The sequence below is a fragment of the Schaalia vaccimaxillae DSM 15804 genome (assembly GCF_000420425.1).
In the GTDB taxonomy this organism is placed as follows: domain Bacteria; phylum Actinomycetota; class Actinomycetes; order Actinomycetales; family Actinomycetaceae; genus Pauljensenia; species Pauljensenia vaccimaxillae.
In genome coordinates this window covers 205,421-227,377 of record NZ_ATUX01000008.1, presented here as the reverse complement: position 1 = coordinate 227,377, position 21,957 = coordinate 205,421, and the positions used below count along the sequence as shown (strand labels likewise).

The window sequence follows — 21,957 nt, the reverse complement described above, 5'->3', positions numbered from 1 at the left end:
ATGGCGCCTCAACAGAATGATCGATTCCACCGTGGATGGCAGCGATGGGTGATCCTCGCGCTATGCTCGGTCGTGGCCATCGCCATGATTTCGCCCATCCTCCTTATGCTGCTCAATGCATTTAAGTCTTCCACCGATTATTCGAGTGGTGGTCCCCTCGCCCTCCCGAACCATTTTCATACCGAGGGACTCCAGTACTTCTGGGAAAGGACTAACTTCCCGTTGAAAGTCTGGAACTCGGTGTGGACCTCCGGCCTCGTCGCACTCTTTGGTGTTGCCATTTCGCTGTTCAGCGCGTTTGCGATCGGTATCGGTAAGGTCAAAGGCAGTTCTTTCCTCATTGGAGTGTTTCTTCTGGCGAACATGCTCCCCCAGGAAGTTCTTGTATACCCGCTGTTTACGATGGCGCGAATCGTTGGCCTCAACGACAATCCCTGGTCGATCGTCATTATTTTTGCTGTCATCCAATCTGCTTTTGGAACGTACCTTTTAGCTTCTGTCCTAGGAACTTTCCCAAGGGCACTTCTTGAGGCTGCCCAAATCGATGGAGCCTCGCGATGGAGGATTCTGCGCTCCGTCGTCTTCCCTAATGTTCGTCCGACACTGGGCGTCCTTATGGTCTTCTTCTTCATCTGGACATGGAACGAGTTCTTTATTCCGATGGTCATGCTGACATCGAATACGAATCAGACAGTTCCGATTGCGCTCGCTTCGTTGCAGGGGGATCGCATGCTGGATGTCCCCACTTTGAACGCAGGGGCCCTTCTATCACTCATTCCGACTTTCCTCTTCTTCCTTTTCTTCCAAAGGACCTTGTCACGTGGAATCACTGCTGGCGCAGTGAAATAACGTGGCCGTACATCAAGGAGTGCATTTATGAAATTTTCTGATGGTTTTTGGCTTGATCGTCGCGGCTGGACCGTGGAACGGGCTCGACAGATGCGCGGCTTCGAGGTTGACTGCCACGTCCCTAAGATCTCTTTCCTCGCACCGATAAAAAATGTTGAAACGCGAGGAGACACGCTCAATACCGGGACTTTCGAAGTCGATGTCACGCCGGTTGCTGAGGGCGTCATTAAAGTGACCGTCGAACGATGGAAGGGGCGACGCACCCGTCGGCCTGCCATCAATCTCAATCTGCCGGCAGAATTCCCGTGCGGAGTTGAATCGCGGGAAGAGCATTTGCGTTTGAATGCCGGAAATCTGGCCATTGAGATGCCAGGTGAAGCCGGATGGGGATTCGAGGTTTCTTCGGGGGACAGAGCGGTGACCTCCTGCCCAACTAGGGGCATCGGCCATGCGATTTCTCCCGAGGGGAAACGCTATACGTACGTTCAGCTCCAAATGCATCCGGGTGAGCGGATCTACGGAATGGGTGAACGCTTTGGCGCTTTCGTTAAAAATGGTCAGAGCGTCGATATCTGGAACGAGGACGGCGGTACCTCATCCGAACAGGCATACAAGAACGTTCCCTTCTATATTTCTACAGCCGGATATGGCCTCCTTGTCCTCGATCAGGGCGATGTTTCGTTTGAAGTTGGATCGGAAGCAGTATCTCGAGTCCAGTTCTCTGTCTGTAGCGATCGGCTCGAGTACCTCCTGATCGATGGTCCCTCGCCTAAGGAAATTCTGCGTAGATACACAGCTCTGTCTGGTCGTCCGCCGAAGGTGCCAGCATGGTCCTACGGAACCTGGCTGACAACTTCTTTCACGACCAGCTACGACGAACGCACTGTCATGTCTTTCGTTGACGGCATGGCAGAGCGGGGACTGCCCCTGTCGTGTTTCCACTTCGATACTTTCTGGATGCGTGAATTCCACTGGTGTGACTTCGTGTGGGATCCGGTTGCTTTCCCTGATCCCGCGGGCTTCTTGTCACGGCTTAAAGAACGCGGATTACGGGTATGCGTATGGCTCAATCCGTACATTGCGCAGAAGTCTCACCTGTGGGATGAGGGAGCCGAGAAGGGGTACCTGCTGCGCACCCAGGATGGAGGAATCTGGCAGACAGACCTATGGCAAGCGGGGATGTCGCTCGTTGATTTCACAAATCCAGAAGCCGTCGAATGGTTCAAGGATCAGCTCCGCGCTCTCATTGATCTAGGTGTGGATTCCTTCAAAACTGATTTTGGTGAGCGGATCCCCGTTACCGGGATTGAATGGTTTGACGGTTCGGATCCAATCGCTATGCACAATGCCTACACCGGCCTCTATAACCGTGCGGCGTTCGAGGTTCTTGAAGAGAGGCTTGGCTACGGCGAGGCTACACTCTTTGCTCGATCAGCAACGATCGGTGGTCAGGCGATGCCGGTCCACTGGGGCGGCGACTGCGAATCGACCTTCCCTTCAATGGGGGAGACCTTGCGCGGTGGACTCTCTCTGGCGATGTCTGGCTTTGGATACTGGAGCCACGACATCGGCGGGTTCGAGGGAACTCCCGACCCAGCAGTGTTTAAGCGGTGGATTGCTTTCGGCTTCCTCGGCTCTCACTCGCGCTTCCACGGATCGAATTCCGTTCGCGTCCCTTGGGCCTTCGACGAGGAGGCCACCGACGTCACACGTGAATTCTCGAATTTGAAGATGCGATTGTTGCCCTACATCGGGGCTACTGCTCGAGAAGCAGTTGCCGAAGGAATCCCTGTAATGCGGCCGATGGTCCTCGAATTCCCTGAGGACCGGGCGGTATTCGACATTGATACGCAGTACATGCTTGGCTCCTCGTTACTCGTCGCCCCGGTATTCACCAGTAGCGGCGACGTCGATGTCTATCTTCCAGCCGGACGCTGGACTTCACTCCTGACTGGACAAACCGTAGAAGGTGGCAAGTGGATTCATGAGCTTCATGATTTCCACTCCCTCCCCCTTTACGTCCGCCAAAACTCTGTCCTGGCTGTGGGTGCCGTCAATGATCGTCCCGAATATGACTGGGCTGATGGAGTAGTTCTTAAAATGTTTGCTCTTCAGGATGGACATGATTCAACTGTTCTTGTACCAGCAGGTGATGCTGGGGTAGGTGCCGCTGACGCGCGTTTCCATGTTGTGCGCAGTGGTGGACAGATTCGTGTAACCACCGATTCGGATCGGCCGTGGTTGGTGGACATCGATGGGCATGTTTATCAGCCCAACACAGGTGAACGATTGCTGGAAATCCGTATCGATGAAGGAGCTAACGCATGACTGAGCAATCGATGACAGTGTTCCCCCAAGACTTTCTGTGGGGAACTGCTACCGCTGCTTATCAGATTGAGGGTGCAGCCAACGAGGCAGGACGAGGGGTATCGATCTGGGACGTCTTCTCACACACTCCTGGTCGGACTCTGGGAGGAGATACAGGTGACGTTGCCTGCGATCACTATCACCGCTGGAGGGAGGACATTGATGAACTCGAAAGGCTCGGTATCGGCGCCTACCGCTTCTCGGTCTCATGGCCTCGAATTCTGCCGGAGGGCAGAGGTGAAATAAACGAAGATGGCCTGGTTTTCTATGAGGGCATCATCGATGAGCTCATCTCGCGAGGAATTGAGCCAATTCTTACTCTTTATCACTGGGATCTTCCGCAGGCACTTGAGGATGAGGGGGGGTGGGCCTCACGTTCAACAGCTCTTGCCTTTGTCGATTACGCTCGGGTCCTTGCCCGCCGCTTCGGCTCGAAGGTATCGGTCTGGACAACGCTGAACGAACCTTGGTGCTCGGCATATCTTGGCTACGCTTCGGGTGTTCATGCTCCTGGTCGGCAGGAACCGGCGGCGGCTCTTGCTGCTGTCCACCATCTCAATCTTGCGCATGGACTTGCTGCCCGTGCTATCCGTGATGAGGTTGGCGACGCTGCGAAGATCTCAGTGACGCTTAACTTGCACGTAGTACGCGGCGATGATCCACAGTCTGCTCAGGATCTGCTGGCAGTTGAGCAAATTGAATCTCTTGCGAATGGGGCTTTCCTCGGTCCAATTCTTGAGGGTGAGTACCCGCGCATGCTTCTGGACATTACTGCTCCCCACTGCGACTGGTCCTTCGTTCTTGATGGAGATCTGGAGATTACTAGGACGAGGCTGGATGTCCTCGGGGTGAACTATTACAGCCCCGTTCTCGTGCGTGCGTGCGAACCGGGTATGGGAGCATCGGGTGCCGATGGGCATGGTAATTCGGCTGCCACACCATGGATCGGAGCGGATGGAGTGGAATTTGTGGCGCAGCCTGGCCCGTACACGGAGATGGGGTGGCCGGTGGATGCCACTGGACTGACTGAACTACTGGTGAGCCTGTCAAGGAAGTATGTCGATCTGCCGCTCATGGTGACCGAGAATGGAGCCGCCTACCCGGATCCTGATCGTGTCGATCCAAATGAGCAGCGAGTTCACGATCCTCAGAGAGTGCGTTATCTGCACGATCACATTAAGGCGGTCCGTATGGCAATAGAAGCGGGGGCTGATGTGCGCGGGTATTTTGCATGGTCGCTAATGGACAACTTTGAATGGGCCTACGGATATTCAAAGAGATTTGGGATCCTTCACGTCGACTATGACACCTTTGAGAGGACCTGGAAAGATTCCGCACACTGGTACTCAAAGCTGGCTAAAACTGGGGCTATCGCGAAGACCAATAACATCGACTGACGCATGTTCCGGCGGGTTGGTGTGTAGATCCGCCGGAACATACAGCCGAATAAATAATGTGGGTGCGACAAACAAATCAGTACCGGATTTTCTCATGCGTTCCATTCCGATCTTTCTGTGAAGCAGGTGGAGTATGTTCGTCTCAGAAGAGCCATTCAAAGGTCAAGTGCTAGGCCTGAACCATGACGACTGGTGGAAAGGCGCAGTGGTTTACCAGATCTACCCGCGTTCATTCCAAGACTCCAATGGTGATGGGTACGGCGACCTTGAAGGCATACGATCACGGCTGGACTATCTGCAGGAACTTGGTGTAGATGTCTTGTGGCTGTCGCCGATCTACCGTTCCCCGCAGGCAGACAATGGCTACGATATTTGTGACTATCAGGATATTGACCCTATTTTTGGAACCCTTGAGGACTTCGACAATTTAATACGCGACGTTCATGCCCGTGGGATGAAACTGATCATGGATTTGGTTGTCAATCACTCGTCGGATGAACACCCGTGGTTTATTGAATCGAGATCGTCAATAGACAACCCCAAACGAGACTGGTACTACTGGAGGCAGGCACGCCCTGATCTTCATGCCGGTACACCCGGTGCTGAACCGAATAATTGGGAATCTTTCTTCTCTGGCAGTGCCTGGGAATACGACGAAATAACGGGGGAATATTACCTCCACCTATTCCACAAAAAACAACCTGATCTCAACTGGGAAAATCCGGATGTCCGCCGGGCTATCTACACGATGATGAACTGGTGGCTGGATCGTGGGGTCGATGGGTTCCGTATGGACGTTATCAATTTCATCTCGAAGGATCCAGCGCTTCCCGATGGTCAGGTGTTACCCAAGCATCATTACGGAGATGGATTCCCCTTCTATAGTGAGGGCCCGCGGCTCCATGAGTTCCTCGCTGAAATGCACCGGGAGGTTTTCGATGGGCGTGGTGGAATAGAAAATGGGCGCGATGTTCCCATGACAGTAGGGGAAACTCCAGGTGTTCGCACAGACAACATCGTGTTATTCACGGATGCTGATCGACGTGAACTCGACATGGTGTTCCAATTTGCGCATGTTGACCTCGGTCTCGAAGAAGGGAAGTTCCGTGCGCGTCCTCTGAGACCCGGTGAGCTCGCGGATAGTCTCGATGAGTGGCAGCAAGCGCAGGCTGAACGCGGATGGAATTCTCTCTATCTCAATAATCATGACCAACCCCGCGCGGTCTCACGTTTCGGCGACGAATCTTTACGCTACGAATCAGCTACTGCGCTTGCGACTGTCCTCCACTTCCTGCGTGGTACCCCGTACATCTACCAGGGTGAAGAATTGGGGATGACAAATAGTGCTTTTTCCTCAATGGATGATTTCCGTGACGTTGAATCGCTGCGCTACTACAGAGAAGCGATCAAACGAGGCGAAGATGAAGACTCTGTTCTTCTTGGGCTGAGGGCGATGGGGCGAGATAATGCGCGGACCCCCGTGCAGTGGGAGGCAGATCTGCCCACAGCAGGATTTACTACAGGAATGCCTTGGATCAGCGTCAATCCGAACTGTGCTCAGATCAATGCAGCCGATCAGATTAACGACCCGTCATCGGTTTATTCGTACTACCGTCAGCTCATCAGGTTCCGTCATCATCTGCCTACCGTTGCCTTGGGCACATATGAACGTCTCGAATCCGATTCAGCGGAGGTCTACGCCTACAGACGTGCCTTCGCTGATTCACAGGTGGTAGTTGTAGCTAATCTTTCAAGTGTCTGCGTCAAACCGTCAATTTACCTTGAAGATACTGCCGGCCTATTGCAGATCCTTGGAAATATTGGTGTGGCTCATCAGTTTGATCAGATTCTGGAACCGTGGGAGGCCCGTGTATATGTTGGTCGGGGAGATCCGTCTACTGTTTAACAGCCGGCGTGACCCTGGCCGCATCGCGGTGATGGACTGAGGTGTTCGCCGTGGGCGCCCGGTAGGCTGGTACCTATTGCAGCAGGCCCCGACCTCGACCCTCCACGCGAAAAGCACCGGAAACATTGACGAGGGCGGGCCTCACCTGAACGTAAGGGGAATACCATGGCCGGAAACTCTGGACGCCGGGGCGCTGTGCGCAAGCCCGGTTCGAAGAAGGGTGCCCAGGTTGGGACCGGTGGGCATTCGCGTCGTCGCCTCGAAGGTAAGGGGCCGACCCCGAAAGCTGAGGATCGCACCTACCATCCGGCTCACAAGCGCAAGCTCGAACGTGAGCGTCGTGAAGCTCAGGAAGCTGCAATTGCGCGAGCACGAGCCAAGTCATCCATCAAGATCCCGGCTGGCCACGAGCTGATTGCTGGACGTAATCCGGTGGCTGAAGCTGTGCGCGCCGGCGTCCCTGTCGAGCGGGTTTTCGTGCTCGACAATGTCAAGGATGATCGTGTCGAAGAGGTGATCCGACGGGCTGCTGGAATGGGTGCTCCCGTGCTGGAGGTGACTCGCCGCGACTTGGATGTTGCTACGGACGGTGCTGTTCACCAGGGTGTGGCCGTCGAGGTGCGCGGCTACGAATACTACGAAGTCGAGGACCTGATCGCTGACTCCATGCAGCAGATTGGTGATCCTCTGCTGGTGGCTTTAGACCAGGTGACGGATCCGCACAATCTGGGTGCTGTGCTGCGGTCGACTGGGGCTTTTGGTGGCGACGGCATCATCATTCCTGAACGTCGGTCGGCTGGTGTGAATACGACGGCATGGAAGGTGTCGGCCGGTGCTGCGGCCCGTGTGCCCGTTGCTCGTGCGACAAACCTGGTTCGGGCTCTGCAAGAATGCAAGAAGGCAGGCTTCTTTGTTGTTGGCTTGGATGGTGGCGGGGATGCGCAACTGCGTGATCTGGAGCTGGCAAACGGTCCGCTCGTTGTGGTCACGGGCGCCGAGGGCGCTGGTTTGTCGCGACTGGTTCGTGAAACCTGCGATCAGATTGTGTCGATTCCAATTTCTAGCGGCGTCGAGTCGTTGAACGCGGCTGTTGCCACAGGGATTGCCCTATATGAGGTGGATTCGGTGCGTCGCGCGCGCCAGGAAGGGTGAGGTTTCTGAGTCTGACCCGCAGAATTAGACACAGTCGTTGGGCTGACCTGGCGTTGGATTTTGTGTATTGTCCCTCTGACCTGCGCAAATAGGATGTTGCTACTAGCAGGCATCAACCAGAGCCTGCGCGACTGTGTCTATTTTTGCGGGTTGTCTGATGCCAGGACTGAAGAATGCAGTTGCTTTCAGGCCAGAAACATCCTGCGCGACACAAAAACCGCGCAGAAATGAGCTTGGGGTTCGAAGCTTGGCGTAACCTCGACACGCATCGCCTTGTCGACGTTACGCCGCGTGACGACCGGGAATTTCAAAGAAAACACTGAAAACACTTGATTGTTACGCGACGTAATGTTCTTGAGTAGGCGGTGAAGGAGGTGAAGCCCGTGAACAGCTATCCCATTGAAGAATCCGAATTCTTCACCACAGGTGAGATTGCCAAAGCTTGTGGAGTGTCGGTGCGCACGGTCCAGTACTACGACGAGAAAAATTTGCTTCCGCCTGCGCAACGCTCGGCGGGCGGCCGACGCATGTATGCGCAGGCTGACGTTGAAAAGCTTCATACGATCTGTTTACTCAAGGATCTCGGTCTGAGCTTGCAAGTAATTGGCGATGTCGTCGAAAAACCTGAAGACACCCGCGTTTTACTATGCCTCTTGGAGGAACAAGAAAAAGTGCTTCTGCTTGAGGCAGAGGAGAATCGTCAAACTCTCGACCAGATTCACCGAATGATTATCCGCCTCAAGGATGGTGGGAAGGATGACGCGTTCACCGGCTCAGACATGAAAGAACACAGCAGTGTCAATGAGAACAGTGTCAACGAAGAGGCAACTATCAATTCCCCACCAGCCATTACCGGGATTTCTCCGACCTCGACGATACTTGCGAAACGATCGGTACTGAAGTCGATCAAACGCAAGATGCTGTTCGAGGGAGCCATCATCAGCCAGGTTTGGATCGTGACGATTTTGATCGGTTGGCAGACAGGAAATTGGCTTCCCCTGTTGTGCGCAATCCCGTTGGCGTTAGTGATTAGTGGTGAATTGGTGTGGGCCTACCATCGGGCCGCACGGTACGTGTGTGCCCATTGCCGCCAAGAGTTCCAGCCGAGATTCTGGGAGTTTAACCTGGCAAGTCACTCGCCCAAGGCTCGCAAACTCACCTGTCCTTCCTGCAAGACCAAGGACTGGTGTGTGGAGCGCAGCGTGGAGGTTGTTACTGCTTTTTCTTCTGCTTCCGCATCTGTTTCTTGAGAGGAATCAAGGTTTGTGGATGCAAGGGGTGACCTTTAGGAAGCCTGAGAGTGCGAACACCTTCAGGATTCGCGGTTAGTGCATTGCGTGAAGCAAAAGCTGCGGTGACCGTGTCAAATGCGGAGGCGGCGAATTCATCGGCGAAGGCTAGAGATGACGCGCCCTCCTTATCGACGAGGGCGCACAATACTTCGCAGCCCCCTGCAAGATCCGGTCGAGCGACGACCGCGACCCGGAGGAGGCCGTGCTGTCTGCGCATTGATGGGAACGCGGCTAACAGGGCTACTCCCAGGATGGGGGCCGCTTCGACCGCTAGATTAGCGGCAAAGGTCTTCGACGAACTGCCTTCCTGAAGGATGATGCCCTGCCAGCCGTCGACCCCAGCCCAGGCCTCGTCGAAATTCCAGTCCGATGGGATGAATCCTGTTTGTGCCAGGGCCGTTCCAGCTAGTGCAACAGCGTCGTTGCCGGTTAGTGATGATCGGAGGCGCAGGGCGGGGGAGATATTGGGCATTGCGTCTCCTTGGACGAGGTCGAGGCGTGGTCGTGAGAAAGTTCGTGGGCTGTAGTGGGGCTCAGGAGTAGGACTGTGACTGCGGTGGCGGGCTTGTTTTGATTCGGTGGTGGTGTTGTGGGTTGGGGGGGAGACAACACCGGGACTATTGCGTATGTTCCCGATTCTCTCATGCACAGGTGGGGTGAGATCGGGTCGGTAGCTCTTTCCTTTAGCAGCTTGGGCGTCCCTCGGCAGACTCTTGTGCGTCCCTCGGCGAAGTTTTGGGCGTCCTTCGCGGGAAAGATGGGCGTCCCTCGGGGGAGGTGGAAGGTCCTGCCCGACGAAGGATCTTCCCGCTAAACTTAGCCGATGTGCGGCCACCGTCGCGCGATTGTCAAACTCCGGGAGATACCAATGCCAGCCGTGATCGTGCTCGGCGCCCAGTGGGGCGACGAGGGCAAGGGCAAGGCCACCGACCAAATCGGCCAGCAAACCGACGTCGTCGTCAAGTTCAACGGCGGTAACAACGCCGGCCATACCGTCGTCATCGACGGAGAAAAGTACGCCCTCCACCTGCTCCCCGCAGGCATCCTGTCCAAGGGCGTCACCCCTATCATCGGTAACGGCGTCGTGATTGACATCGACGTTCTGTTCCAAGAGCTCGATGAGATGTCTTCGCGTGGCGTTGACGTTTCCAAGCTCAAGATTTCGTCCGAAGCCCACATCATCCCCAGCTACAACAAGCTGATGGACCAGGCCAACGAGAAGGCCCGCGGCAACAACCTCATCGGCACCACAGGCCGCGGCATTGGCCCGACTTACGCCGACAAGATGAACCGCATTGGCATTCGCGTCCAAGACCTTTTCGACCCGGAAACTCTGGGAGCCAAGGTTGCGGCGGCTCTCGCCCCTAAGAACGAGGTCTTCGCTTCGGTGGGCATGGCCGTCCTCGACCCGGACGTCATCACCGAAGAACTCCTGGCTCACGCCGACAAGATCCGCCCGATGGTCTGCGACGCGTCGCTGGAGGTTAACAATGCCCTTGATGAGGGCAAGACCGTCCTCTTCGAGGGCGGGCAGGCCACCATGCTCGACATTGACCACGGCACCTACCCCTTCGTGACCTCGTCGAATCCGACGGCTGGCGGCGCTCTGACAGGTTCCGGCGTGGGCCCGACTCGCATTGACCGGGTTGTGGGCGTATCCAAGGCGTACACGACTCGCGTGGGTGAAGGCCCGTTCCCCACCGAGTTGGACGACGAAGTTGGCGAGGCGCTGCGCCAAAAGGGCGGCGAATTTGGTGTGACAACTGGTCGAGCCCGCCGCACCGGCTGGTTCGACTCGGTGGTCATGCGCTACGCGACGCGCATTAACGGACTGACCGATATTTGCTTGACGAAGCTTGACGTGTTGTCGGGTTATCCGACGATTCCGGTGTGCGTTGCCTACGAGGTCGACGGCGTGCGCACTGACGAGATGCCTTTGGATCAAAAGGGTTTTGCCAACGCCGTGCCCGTCTATGAGGAGCTGCCCGGCTGGGAAGAAGACATCACGGGTTGCCGCACTTTTGAGGAACTGCCGGCGAACGCGCAGGCGTACATTCTGCGTCTTGAAGAATTGGCCAAGTGCCGTATCCAGTCCATTGGTGTGGGCGCGGGCCGCGAAGCCACGATCGTGCGTTACCCGCTGCTCGACCAGGCGTGAGCATAAAATGACAGGTGCCCAGATTCTTCCTCTTATCGACGAGGGCGAATTTGGGCACCCTGTTCTTTAAGTTGACGAGGACGGGCAGGACTGCTCCGATGAAGAAACGAAGTAGGAGCTTGGGCCAGTGACCCCACAGGGCTTTGGCAGAGTCAAGGATGATGCGCCCAACTGTTAGCGCGGACTCAGCGATGATGCCCATGTTGATCCTGCGCGAAGAGGGAAGTGAGGCACCGAGCCGAAAGCGCCTGTCGGCGCGAAGGCCGCTCGTAGCGGCAGAGTTTGGAGCCCGGGGCTTAGCGACTCGATGCTCAACCAGCATACGGGCCCTGAGCTGGAGTGCGCACCTCGAAGCGGATGCGAAAGCTCACGAAGTGCCGTTGTTTCTTTTCATTTTGGGTATTCGGGGGCCAGACCTTACCTAGCAAACGCTTTCTTGTGGGACGATGTGCCAGTGACAAGCCAAGAGCAGCCCCAACCCAACGAGCCACCCAGGCGACGCGCCGATATGCTAGCCCAATCGAAAAACTCCACTCGAGGGCGCAGCAGAACAACCGCTCGCAGTCGAGCTGGCGCACATGCGAGCGGCACCGCTCAGAGTGGGCGCCCGGCCTCGGACCCTATGGCTTTAGCGGAGCTCATTATCGACAAACTCACCACCCCAACCTCGGTGAGAGTTTCAGCGATTACGGTCCTGTTTTTGGCGATTTTTGCGACTGCGACGTGGTATTTGCCGGGCTCACAGTGGACTTTTGGGCCAGTGGTCGGCCTGGCTGCAATCTTGCTGGCCTTCGGTTGGCCCGCATTGACAGGAGTTCGGATCCGTCCCGCGACCCAAATCTGCATCGCAGTGTCGGGTATGGTGATCCCCTTTTCGGTCTCACGAGCTCATGATCTGTGGATTGCAACGGCGGCGCTAGGGCTAGCGATGGTTGCTGTCATCGTTTCAACGATTATGACCGCGTCGGCGCCCGAGTCTCACAACATTTATCCCGGACCAGACGGACAAGAGGGGCCAACTGTTGATTATCAGCCGGATAACAGGCTGTGGGCTTCGACCTCGTTGACGTCCTCCTTGGCCAGTTCGGTGACGGCGCTACTCATTGTTGCTGGCGGAGCGACCTGGTTGGCTCTTGATGCTATGGAACGCTGGTCGGTCACCGTGCCAATGGCATGCTTTGTTGTGGCAGTGGTGGTGTGGGGAGATCAGATTGGTCGAACTTTCCGAGCTCAGTCGGTGTCGGCTCTCATCAGTGCTGTTGTGGCGGGGCTCGTGGCAGCGGTCGTTGCTTGGAAGATTGGCTCGTCGGCAATGCTTCTGCCGGTCGTCTTGCCAGGGTTGGCGAGGTCGGTCGGGGAGCTGGCAGCAATTATTGTGTTGGGAATTTGCACGGGTGTTGCCGTTGCGTTGGCGATCATTGTTGTTGATGGGCTGTTGGGGGATCATGAGAATCGGCAGTCTCCTATTGGGGCGTTGAGTCGAGGCGCCGCAAAGTTCCTGGTTGCCGCTGTGCCCGTATATGCCATGATCCGCATCGGCGGCATCTGAACCCATAACTCTCGCGAGGGACGCCCAAAACTTCCGCGAGGGACGCCCAAGTTGTATCCGGAGGATGTGTCCGTATAGTCTCAACTAAGCGGAAGATGCATCCGTTTATGTTTGTAGTCAAGGAGCAGCCACATGAAAATCGGCATTATTGGAACCGGAAATATCGGTGGGACTCTCATCTCAGCGCTCTCCGCCCTCGGACATGACGTTACCGCAGCAAACTCACGCGGCCCCCAAGCCGTACCGGCGGAACTCCTCACGCACGGTGCTCACGCTGGCACCCCCGACGAAGCCTTCGCGGGCGCTGACCTCGTTATCCTGTCCATCCCCATGAACGTCCTGCCAAAGTACCGCCAGCTCGCCCAAAATATGAACGAGGACGCCACCCTCATCGACACCTCGAACTACTACCCGGGCCGCGACGGGCAAGACTTCATCCCCGACGGCACCGTAGAAAGCGAATGGGTACAAAACCAACTCGGCCGTCCCATCGTCAAAGTTTTCAACACCATCGGCCCGGTATCCCTTGCCAGTGGCGGCCGCGTCAACTGGACGGACGGAGTCATTGCTCTACCCGTGTCCGCCGACCGTCCCGAAGACATCCAGACAACATGCAACCTCGTCAAAGAACTCGGCTTCGATGCTCACCCCGCCGGTCCTATTTCGCAGTCATGGCGCCAGCAGCCAGGCAACCCGGCCTACGGCACAGACCTAACACTCAGCCAACTAGTGGACGCCCTCGCACAAGCAGACCCCGAAAGGGCGCCGCGGCTGCGTGACCTCTTTGTCGCGATTGCGGCTGAACGTATGAGCGGGAACAAAGGTGTCAATCCTCCAGCAAAGTGGGGGACAGAGCTTTCCAGACTGCTCTACATGGAATGAGCCAGATAAGCCGACGATCAGGCAGTAGATTCCCTGAATCAGTTTTCCTGCGGATCCGCTTTCCATCCGAGAGCAAAAAGCTCAAGGAAATGGTCCGACTCTCCTCCATGCTGAGCTGCCCAGGCTAAGCCAAGAGCAGCCAAATAAAGGTCGCGTCCCGTCACCTTGGGCTGGATGAGTCCGTCAGCGCGGGCAAGATCAATCAATTCATCCAAGCGTGCGATGACCTCATGGCATTGCATTGATAAGGGTGATTGGGGTGAATCAACCGCTCGCTGCAATGACCCCGTCAGCCCCTCATATGTGGTGAACCACCGCGCCAGGACAGCCAACCATTGATCCAACGCAGTGACTGCGTCGAGTCCGCTTCCAATCGAGCGGGGATCAATGTTTGGTGCGCTCATCCCCTGATCTTCGAGGACTGCGGCCACCAGGTCGTCGCGGGTGGAGAAGTTGCGGTACAAGGTTCCTGCGCCCACGCCCGCCTTGCGCGCAACAGCTTCCATAGAGAATCCGACCCCGTGTTCTTCGAGGGCGGCCGCGGCAGCGTCGAGCACCTTACGTCGATTTCGCGCGGCATCGGCTCGAAGCTTGCGGACCGGCCCGGGCGCATCCATGTTTGTCGATGAGGGGCTCATGAGGATGACCCTAGCGCGAACGAGGGTGTCGCTGGTGCGCGTGCACTCACGACTGATGAACTAACACGTCGTCGAGCTTGACGGCACCAGTGCGCAAAGCGATGAGGACCAAATGCACGCGATCTCGGGCTCCAGTTTTAGCCAGAAGATGCGAAACATGAGTCTTGATCGTCGTCATCGACACCCACAAACGATCGCATAACTCTTGGTTGGTCAATCCCAGTGCGATGAGCTGGAGGATTTCGACCTCGCGATCCGTGAGATCAGCCAAAAGCTGCTGGTCGCTTCGCGTCTTAAACGCCGGTGCAGACCTGGGCTCTAATGGGGCGCGTCCGTCCCAGACAACCGACTGCGACGGCTGACGTAGAGCGGTGAAAAGCCTCTTGGTTGGACTGGGGGAAATTACGGAATCGCCTCCCGCAACGGTACGAATCGCATCAACCAACGCAGCGGGTTCACTATTCTTCAATAAGAAACCGCTGGCGCCCGCCTCGATCGCTCCGATCACGTATCCATCCGTGTCAAAAGTCGTCAAAATGACGATGCGTGCGCTGACTCCAAGCTCAACGAGCCGTTGCGTCGTTTCGATTCCATCTAGCACAGGCATTTGAACGTCCAACAAGATCACGTCGACGGGCCGCTGGTGGACCTTATCAAGGGCCTCCTGGCCGTTGTCAGCCTGCCACACCACATCCATATCAGGTTGCGCGCCCAACAACATTGCCAGTCCCGCGGTCACCAAAGGTTCGTCGTCGACGAGGGCGACCCTAATCTTTTCCTTCGCCAGTGGAGTGGCTTCGTTGTTTGCACCGCTCACTTGCGGCCTCCACTCTCACGCTGCGCCGACTCGCCTGGGATCGTGGCCTCAACTCGCCAACTGCCATCTAAAACGCCCACATCAAAAATGCCACCAAGGGATTCCACGCGGCGTCTCATTGACTCAACCCCCATTCCTCTTCGAACTTGCAAGGAATCATCCACATCCGCATGGTCCGGCAACATTGAATTAGTGACGAGGACGTACGCTTGCCCGTCGATGCGAACCTGGACGTCAATGGGATGGTGTGGAGCATGAATGACAGCGTTGGTTAAAGACTCTTGAACCACTCGATAGATGCATTTTCCAACCTCGCTGCTGACAGAGTGGGTAATAGTCGCGCAAAAGGACACGGCTGCGCCGGCTGAACGCACTGATGATACGAGGGCGGGCAGATCGTCAACGACACCATGTGGGGAAGAATCGCCAGGAAACGCGTGTGCGTCAAGCACTGCTTCAGAGACTTCACTGTCCTCATTGCCCGTGTTGTTCTGGATCGCTTCGTCGTCCTCGTCAGAACGCAGAACATCGACGAGACTACGGACCTGTGCGATGGCATCTCTACTGGTCTTCCCAATGACTCCCAGTGCATCCTCGGCTGCTGAAGGATTCGACGCCAATACTGCTCTGGCTCCCTCCGCCTGCATCCCAATCACCGCTAAAGAATGGCCAAGAAGATCGTGAACTTCGCGAGCAATCCGTGTGCGCTCACCAGCTACCGCCAAACGGCGCAGTGTTTCTTGCTGGGCTGCGAGCATCTCCAGACGCTCAATGGTCTTTGCCCGCTGTTGACGGGATCTTCGCCTTAGCAAACCCGCCAAGGCAGATGCCAAAAGAAAAACCAAACTAATGGACACCAACACCGCAGCTCGGGCTGGTTCCATTGCCATGCCCGCGCCCACATAACCCACATAAACCACGCCGAAAGCTGTGCCAACAGCCAGGCATCCCAGCGCCACCCATGCAAGAGGGCGAGGCATGCGACTAGCAGCAGTTTCAGCTCCGACCAAAGCGCAGGCCACGATCAGTAAAGACAGCGAATCGTAGAAGAGAACGTGGACTAACCCACACACCCCAATGACGGCCACCGACACAGAAGGAACCACGCGCCGAAACATCACAGCCGCCACCGACACAACCACCAAAACCAGGAAAATGCCAGAAGCGCCCGCCGGACTACCACTGCCCAAGAATGCAGCTACCCCATCCTCAGAGGAATCAGGAGAGTTCCACAACGACGTGTATCCAATGAGGCCAGCAGCAAGAAAATCCTGCCAAGCAGGACGTGGCAGCTTCCGCACCCACGCGCTCATGCGCGAAAACACAGATGCGTATGGCTGCTGGTCAGCCGCAGTCTCGACCCTGGATCCGTTCATACCCCGAGCCTAATAACCCCCATAGGCATCTTCGTCCTACCACGGTATGAACCCAGCAAACATGCATCGCCTCAAAGTCACCCCACAGTCTGATGACTGGCTAGGCGCAAAAGGCAACGCTAGAAGTCATGACAACACAGACACATGAAAGCTGGGCCGTGCGAACCCAGGGCCTCACCAAAACCTTCAAAGGACGCACCGGTGCGCGCACCGTAGTTACCAACCTCGACCTCGCAATTCCAGCAGGCTGCGTCTACGGATTCCTCGGTCCCAATGGGTCAGGCAAATCCACCACCATGAAAATGCTGCTCGGACTCCTCGCACCCACGCGAGGCACCGTCGAACTGCTAGGGCTCCCACTCAACGCACGCAACCGTGCAACACTCATGGCCCGCACAGGATCACTCATCGAACAGCCGCCTGGATACGGCCACCTCACCGGAGCCGAAAATATGCGCCTCGTTGCCACGATGCTTGGGCTCGACAAAAGTGCCACCGACCGTGCTCTCGCCCTCGTACGAATGACCGAACACCAAAATCGCCTAGTTAAGACCTACTCGATGGGTATGAAACAGCGTCTTGGCATTGCGATGGCTTTGGCGCGCAGTCCACAGCTGCTCGTCCTCGACGAGCCTACCAATGGCCTCGATCCTGCAGGAATTGAAGAGATTCGCAGTCTGCTCATCGATCTAGCGGAGCAAGGAGTGACAGTCATGGTTTCAAGCCACTTGCTTGACGAGATCGACAAAATGGCATCGGTGCTTGGCATCTTGTCCGCAGGCCACATGGTCTTCCAAGGCAGCCGCAAGCAGCTCATGGAGCGATCCATACCTGACACCAAAATCGTGACACCACATCCCCAGGACGTACCAACACACATATTCGAAGGACTTGGGTTGGGTGCGGAACCTCAAACGACGCAGGTTCCCGCTCTCTCATCCCACCAAAAACAGCCTCAGTCGGCGGTGAGCGAGGAAGGCTCGCCCTCGTCAATCGTCTACACCCCCGACGGGCTGGTACTGTCCGGACTGACCCCTGACGATGTCGCTGAGATGATGCGCAGGCTTGTGCATGCTGGCATCGCCGTCCACGAGGTCAAACGCCAACCCCAAAGCCTTGAAGACGTATTCATCAACCTGACAGGCCAGGAAGGGGAGCTATGATGACCTCCTTCGCAACAGCCGTCTGCCTCGAAATAAAGAAAATGCGGCGCCTGTGGGTGTGGCCCATCGCCTTAGCTTTGGTGGGTGCTGGACTGGCTCTGTCGGCACCCTCGTCTCAGTCGACAGTCGCAAAAGCCGAAGATCCTTGGCCAAGCTTGCTCCTGGTGATCACACTGACAACAGCAATAATCTCGCCGATCCTCGTAGCCGTTCTTGCCTCGCGCCTCACCGAGGTCGAGCACGTAAGTGGAGGATGGACCATGTCTGCTGCGGCAGGCCTGGCACCGGGGCGTCTGTGTCGGGCCAAACTTGTGGCCCTCAGCTCCATCCTGATCCCCGTTGTGATACTGACGGTAGGAGTACCGATGCTGACACTTCACGCCCTTGGCCCCGCCGCTGAGCCGAATTTCAATGCATGGGGCGGTTATGCGCTGGCGCTTCTATGCATCGACCTCGTCGCCTGTGGGCTACACATCTTGGTTTCGGCGATAGTGGAGAACCAAATTGTTGGAATTGGTGTCGGATTCCTGGGCTCGTTTATCGCAGTGTTCTCGCTGCTATTACCGCCCTGGCTGGCACGACTCATTCCCTGGGGATACTGGGCGCTCATCACACCCGTCATGCAAGTAGGAGATCTGGACGCGGGGACCCAGGCCGTTGTTTACACAGATGTCGCATGGTGGTGGATCGCAGGGTTCTGCCTTCTAGGGATGGCGATCTTTGGGCTCGTCACTGCTCGTCTTAATCGTATTGAGAGGTGAAACACCATGTCTGTTCCAAACTCTGCTCCACTTGACGCATCTGCCTCAGCCTCTTCATCCCCTATTCATGCATCGATGCCTGGCGGCGCAGCGTCATCTCGTCAGAGCATCCAGAGTCATCACTGCCAAGGACTATCCCGTTCGCACGTTGCCACTCGACGTTCGAGCACGCCATTCTGGGCGCTCATGCGCGCCGAAACTCTGAAGTTGCGTCGCTCGTTGGTGTGGATCTTTGCTTTCCTGTTGCCGTTGCTGGCGGTCATCACAGGCAGCGTCAACTATCGGGGTAATCGTGAGGTCTTGACCGAAGGTTGGGACTCATATGCCAGCCAGGTGGGGATCTTCTACTCCCTCTTCTTCTTTTCTGTAGGCGTTGCTCTGATTTGTGCGGCCTCGTGGAGGCCTGAAAATCGGGGAACATCATGGAATGCAATGGCGACGCTACCCGCCAGCCCATCTTCGGTGGTGCTGGCAAAGACACTGGTATGTGTGCTGCCAGTAGCCGTCATGGAAATAGCCTTAGTTGTGCTGACATGGGCGAGCGGCTTTGTCGTATTGAGGCTTGACGGGGCTCCTCCTATGGAAATGGTTGTTTCTGGAGCTGTTGGTGTTGTTGCATCGTTGCCGTTGGTCGCCTTTCAATCCTTGCTGTCGATGAAGCTGCGATCCTTTGGTGGGCCGGTTGGTTTGGGCCTTGTGGCGACTTTCGTGGGCCTGGGAATATCGGCGAAGCTACCGGCGCTCGCGGGATTGTGGCCGCACTCCTTGGTAACGCGGGCGTTGGTTCTCGGATCTACAGCCGTGTCAGATGCTGGTGGATTGGATTGGCAGGGGATCGCACCGATCTTGGGTTGGACTGGTGCTTCAGCACTGTTGTGGTGGTCTTTGGCTGCTCTACTGGCGCGGCGTGGTTGAGGGTGTTCTACTAACGCCTGCGGCCGGCTGTAGCGGACCGTGAATCGCGAGGTTTATCGGTAGGCGCTGGGTCTGCTCGCTTCGGGCCCTCCTTTCAGGACTCATCCATACCCACCGTTACGCCGCCACGCCCACCGTTTTGCACCCGTGCCCACCGTTATGCGGCGACGCCGGTTCGTAGACGAGCAGGCGTCGGCGCGTAACGGTGGATCTCGGTGGGAGCCAGCGCCACGCCCGACGCAGCGAGGTCCGTGGAATGGTGAGCGGGAAGAACTTGTGCGTCCCTCGCGGAAGTTTTGTGCGTCCCTCGGCGAACTTATGGGCGTCCTTCGGCGAACTTTTGTGCGTCCCTCGCGGGGGTCGCTTAGGGTGGGGGCATGATGGTCATACCCGCAGATCTGCCCCCCGCCCTCGCTCCCGTCGCATGGATGCTCGGAACCTGGAAAGGATGGGGCATGCTCGCCGGCCAAGGCGAAGAAGCCGATACCGCAGTGGTCGAAGAAATCCGAAGCGAAATCTGCGGCGACCAGATGCGCCTAACCACCACCGTCTACACGGGAATCCCCGCTCCGGGCGCTGAAATCGATCCGACGTGGGACTCCGCCGAAGGCCTGAGCCAGATTGGGCGCGGCGAGCTCATCAGCGAAGAAACCCTGTACGTCTCAGTGCTGCCAGGTTCTGGCCACCTGCCGCCCCCCGGTGAATACGAGCCCCGAGAATTTACGGCCACTGGCGCCACCACCGACGGTTTAGGTGTGCTGTGGGCAGGCGTCGGCGTGGGCCCGCGCGTGCAAATGGTGTCCGACGCTGTGGCCCGTTCGGCCTCGGCGCGAAACATCACCCATCTGGGCCGCATGTTCGGCCTGGTCGCCGGTGAACTCATGTGGACTCAAGAAAAAACCCTTGAAGGCCAAGAAGCAGAAGTCGAGATTTCGGGTCGCCTCATGCGTACGCAGCAGGCCACCACTGAGTCGGGAGAAACCATCGAAGGCATTGACGCCGAAGCAGAGCAGGGCGGTTTCCTTGTCTGAGGATCGCTTACACGCAACCACCAATTCACACGATTTCACCGCGACGGAAGCCGATTTCGCCGACGCAACGCCTCAGCACTACGGCGATCCGATTGGCGAACAGTGGGCGCTAGAAGCCGGCCGCGGCCTCGTTGATCGCTCCGATATGGGGGTCGTGACCGTCAGCGGCCCCGACCGCCAGACGTGGCTGACCAACATCACCAGCCAGGTCATCACCGGAATGGTCCCGGGGGACTCTCGCGAATTACTCGTCCTGTCGCCTGAGGGGCGCATCGAGCATGCTGCCGGCGTCGTCGACGATGGGGACACCACCTGGCTCATTACCGAGGGCGACCACGCCCCTGGGTTGCGAGATTTCCTTGATTCCATGCGCTTCGCTTTGCGCGTAGAGGTCGAATTGCGCAAGGACATGACCGTGTTCGGTTCCGTTTCGCGGCGCACCTCGTCGACTTCCGAGGGCGACCAGCCCGCCGATTCGGCTGTCCAAGCAGGGGCTGCCTCGGATTTGGAGGAAAAACGGGCAGACCTTCCCGGATTGCGCCTGACTTGGAATGACCCGTGGCCAGGGGTAACCGAGGGCGGCACCCAATACTTCCAGGGACGCCACCCAGGCGAACGCTTCCAAATGAAGCTCCACATTGTTGATGCCAATGCCGCCAAAGAGTTTGCTGACGCATGGCTGGCAGCGGGGCAGGGCGGGAAGCGGCGCATGATGGCGGGAATGCTCGCCTGGGAGGCCGTCCGTATTGCCGCATGGCGGCCTCGCGTCGGAGTAGACACCGACGACCGTTCGATCCCAGCCGAATTGGATTGGCTGCGCACCGCTGTCCATATCGATAAGGGCTGCTACCGCGGTCAAGAATCCATTGCCCGCGTCCTGAACTTGGGGCGTCCCCCGCGCCGCCTCGTCTACTTACAGTTGGATGGTTTGCGCGCAGATTTGCCAGAACCTGGCCACAAGATCGAAGTTGCGGGAAGGGTGATGGGCGTTGTGACGTCGGTGGCTCGCCACGGTGATGAAGGGCCGATCGCCCTCGCCCTCGTTGCGCGCAATCTGCCCGCCGACCAGGTCCTCGATCTGGGCGGAGTAGCTGGCGCCCAAGAACTCATCATTCCCGTCGACGGCAAGTCCGCAGTGTCGCCCACCCAGCGTCCCGGGGCTGACCTCAACCGGGAATTGCGACGCAATGACGTCAAAGCTGCCGGTGGTCTTGGCGGCTTGGGGGCCCGCTGATGAGAGCCGTCATCCAGCGAGTCACTCGCGCCCAAGTGAGTGTCGAGGGCGAAGTTGTTGGCGCTATTGACCGCCCAGGGCTCATGGTGTTGCTTGGTGTCAAGCGCGGCGACGGAACCGAGCAGGTTGCAACTGTCGCCCGAAAAATCGCCGAACTACGACTATTTGAGGGCGAGGCCAGCGTGGAAGATGTGGGTGCGCCCGTCCTCGTCGTCTCTCAATTCACGCTATATGGCGACACTCGCAAGGGCAGGCGGCCGTCGTGGTTGCACGCAGCTCCCGGGGCCGAGGCCGAACCCCTCGTTGACGCGGTGGTGGCTGATTTACGAGGCCGCGGCATCGAGGTTGCAACTGGACGCTTCGGCGCCATGATGCAGGTGGAGCTTGTCAACGACGGGCCGTTCACGGTGATTGTCGAGGCTTAATGCCAGCGTAACTTGTGTGCCGGTACGGTGTCGCTTAGTTGGTAT

The 21,957-nt window shown here is 57.3% G+C and carries 19 protein-coding genes; 15 read left to right on the top strand and 4 right to left on the bottom strand.

Annotated elements, in window-relative coordinates:
* From G439_RS0107880 to G439_RS0107855, 6 genes are all read left to right on the top strand, one after another.
* Positions 1–849 carry a carbohydrate ABC transporter permease gene (locus G439_RS0107880; protein WP_022868638.1) on the top strand — a complete coding sequence of 283 codons (849 nt, stop codon included), beginning with the start codon at positions 1–3 and terminating at the stop codon, positions 847–849.
* A 27-nt stretch (positions 850–876) separates the two neighbouring features.
* Positions 877–3,177, top strand: coding sequence for an alpha-xylosidase (yicI, locus tag G439_RS11590; RefSeq protein ID WP_022868637.1), 2,301 nt, complete (start codon positions 877–879; stop codon positions 3,175–3,177).
* Positions 3,174–4,613, top strand: coding sequence for a GH1 family beta-glucosidase (locus tag G439_RS0107870; RefSeq protein WP_022868636.1), 1,440 nt, complete (start codon positions 3,174–3,176; stop codon positions 4,611–4,613). Before yicI ends, G439_RS0107870 begins: the two co-directional genes overlap by 4 nt.
* A gap of 133 nt (positions 4,614–4,746) precedes the next feature.
* Positions 4,747–6,519 carry an alpha-glucosidase gene (locus G439_RS0107865; protein WP_022868635.1) on the top strand — a complete coding sequence of 591 codons (1,773 nt, stop codon included), beginning with the start codon at positions 4,747–4,749 and terminating at the stop codon, positions 6,517–6,519.
* A gap of 165 nt (positions 6,520–6,684) precedes the next feature.
* Positions 6,685–7,671: a 23S rRNA (guanosine(2251)-2'-O)-methyltransferase RlmB gene (gene rlmB, locus G439_RS0107860; protein ID WP_022868634.1), complete on the top strand. Its 987-nt coding sequence runs from the start codon at positions 6,685–6,687 to the stop codon at positions 7,669–7,671.
* A gap of 383 nt (positions 7,672–8,054) precedes the next feature.
* A complete protein-coding gene (locus G439_RS0107855; RefSeq protein WP_022868633.1) occupies positions 8,055–8,921 on the top strand; it encodes a MerR family transcriptional regulator in 867 nt (288 codons plus the stop codon).
* Here the strand turns inward: G439_RS0107855 and G439_RS0107850 are convergent.
* Positions 8,884–9,435, bottom strand: a complete 552-nt coding sequence (locus G439_RS0107850) for a hypothetical protein (protein ID WP_022868632.1) — start codon at positions 9,433–9,435, stop codon at positions 8,884–8,886. The genes G439_RS0107855 and G439_RS0107850 overlap by 38 nt on opposite strands.
* 396 nt (positions 9,436–9,831) lie before the next feature.
* Here G439_RS0107850 and G439_RS0107845 point away from each other — a divergent pair, with 396 nt between their 5' ends.
* The 3 genes from G439_RS0107845 to G439_RS0107830 all read left to right on the top strand — a co-directional run bounded on the left by G439_RS0107845 (position 9,832) and on the right by G439_RS0107830 (position 13,552).
* The gene (locus G439_RS0107845) at positions 9,832–11,121 is read left to right on the top strand and encodes an adenylosuccinate synthase (RefSeq protein WP_022868631.1); all 1,290 of its coding nucleotides are present in this window, start codon (positions 9,832–9,834) and stop codon (positions 11,119–11,121) included.
* Between the two features lie 622 nt (positions 11,122–11,743).
* Positions 11,744–12,670, top strand: a complete 927-nt coding sequence (locus tag G439_RS12790; protein WP_243442568.1) for a hypothetical protein — start codon at positions 11,744–11,746, stop codon at positions 12,668–12,670.
* 132 nt (positions 12,671–12,802) lie between these two features.
* Positions 12,803–13,552 (top strand): NADPH-dependent F420 reductase, encoded by a 750-nt coding sequence (locus G439_RS0107830; RefSeq protein WP_022868628.1) that lies wholly within the window; start codon positions 12,803–12,805, stop codon positions 13,550–13,552.
* A 38-nt stretch (positions 13,553–13,590) separates the two neighbouring features.
* On the opposite strand, the gene G439_RS11585 is transcribed toward G439_RS0107830, so the two are convergent.
* From G439_RS11585 to G439_RS0107815, 3 genes are all read right to left on the bottom strand, one after another.
* Positions 13,591–14,190 (bottom strand): TetR/AcrR family transcriptional regulator, encoded by a 600-nt coding sequence (locus G439_RS11585; protein WP_083940829.1) that lies wholly within the window; start codon positions 14,188–14,190, stop codon positions 13,591–13,593.
* 46 nt (positions 14,191–14,236) lie between these two features.
* Positions 14,237–14,911: a response regulator gene (locus G439_RS0107820; protein WP_083940834.1), complete on the bottom strand. Its 675-nt coding sequence runs from the start codon at positions 14,909–14,911 to the stop codon at positions 14,237–14,239.
* Positions 14,912–15,003: 92 nt separating this feature from the next.
* Positions 15,004–16,383 (bottom strand): sensor histidine kinase, encoded by a 1,380-nt coding sequence (locus G439_RS0107815; protein WP_022868625.1) that lies wholly within the window; start codon positions 16,381–16,383, stop codon positions 15,004–15,006.
* Between the two features lie 128 nt (positions 16,384–16,511).
* On the opposite strand from G439_RS0107815, the gene G439_RS0107810 reads away from it, so the two are divergent.
* The 6 genes from G439_RS0107810 (at position 16,512) to dtd (ending at position 21,912) form a co-directional block, all read left to right on the top strand.
* Positions 16,512–17,546 (top strand): ABC transporter ATP-binding protein, encoded by a 1,035-nt coding sequence (locus tag G439_RS0107810; protein ID WP_026459523.1) that lies wholly within the window; start codon positions 16,512–16,514, stop codon positions 17,544–17,546.
* Positions 17,543–18,307, top strand: a complete 765-nt coding sequence (locus G439_RS0107805) for an ABC-2 family transporter permease (protein ID WP_022868623.1) — start codon at positions 17,543–17,545, stop codon at positions 18,305–18,307. The genes G439_RS0107810 and G439_RS0107805 overlap by 4 nt, the downstream gene beginning before the upstream one ends.
* Before the next feature lie 6 nt (positions 18,308–18,313).
* Positions 18,314–19,222 carry an ABC transporter permease gene (locus G439_RS11580; RefSeq protein WP_022868622.1) on the top strand — a complete coding sequence of 303 codons (909 nt, stop codon included), beginning with the start codon at positions 18,314–18,316 and terminating at the stop codon, positions 19,220–19,222.
* A 377-nt stretch (positions 19,223–19,599) separates the two neighbouring features.
* On the top strand, positions 19,600–20,253 hold the full coding sequence (locus tag G439_RS0107795) for a heme-binding beta-barrel domain-containing protein (RefSeq protein ID WP_026459522.1): 654 nt from the start codon (positions 19,600–19,602) through the stop codon (positions 20,251–20,253).
* Positions 20,246–21,487 carry a CAF17-like 4Fe-4S cluster assembly/insertion protein YgfZ gene (gene ygfZ / locus G439_RS11575; protein ID WP_022868620.1) on the top strand — a complete coding sequence of 414 codons (1,242 nt, stop codon included), beginning with the start codon at positions 20,246–20,248 and terminating at the stop codon, positions 21,485–21,487. The genes G439_RS0107795 and ygfZ overlap by 8 nt, the downstream gene beginning before the upstream one ends.
* Entirely contained in the window at positions 21,487–21,912 is a 426-nt protein-coding gene (dtd, locus tag G439_RS0107785) for a D-aminoacyl-tRNA deacylase (protein WP_022868619.1), read from the top strand. Before ygfZ ends, dtd begins: the two co-directional genes overlap by 1 nt.
* The last annotated feature ends 45 nt before the right edge of the window (positions 21,913–21,957 follow it).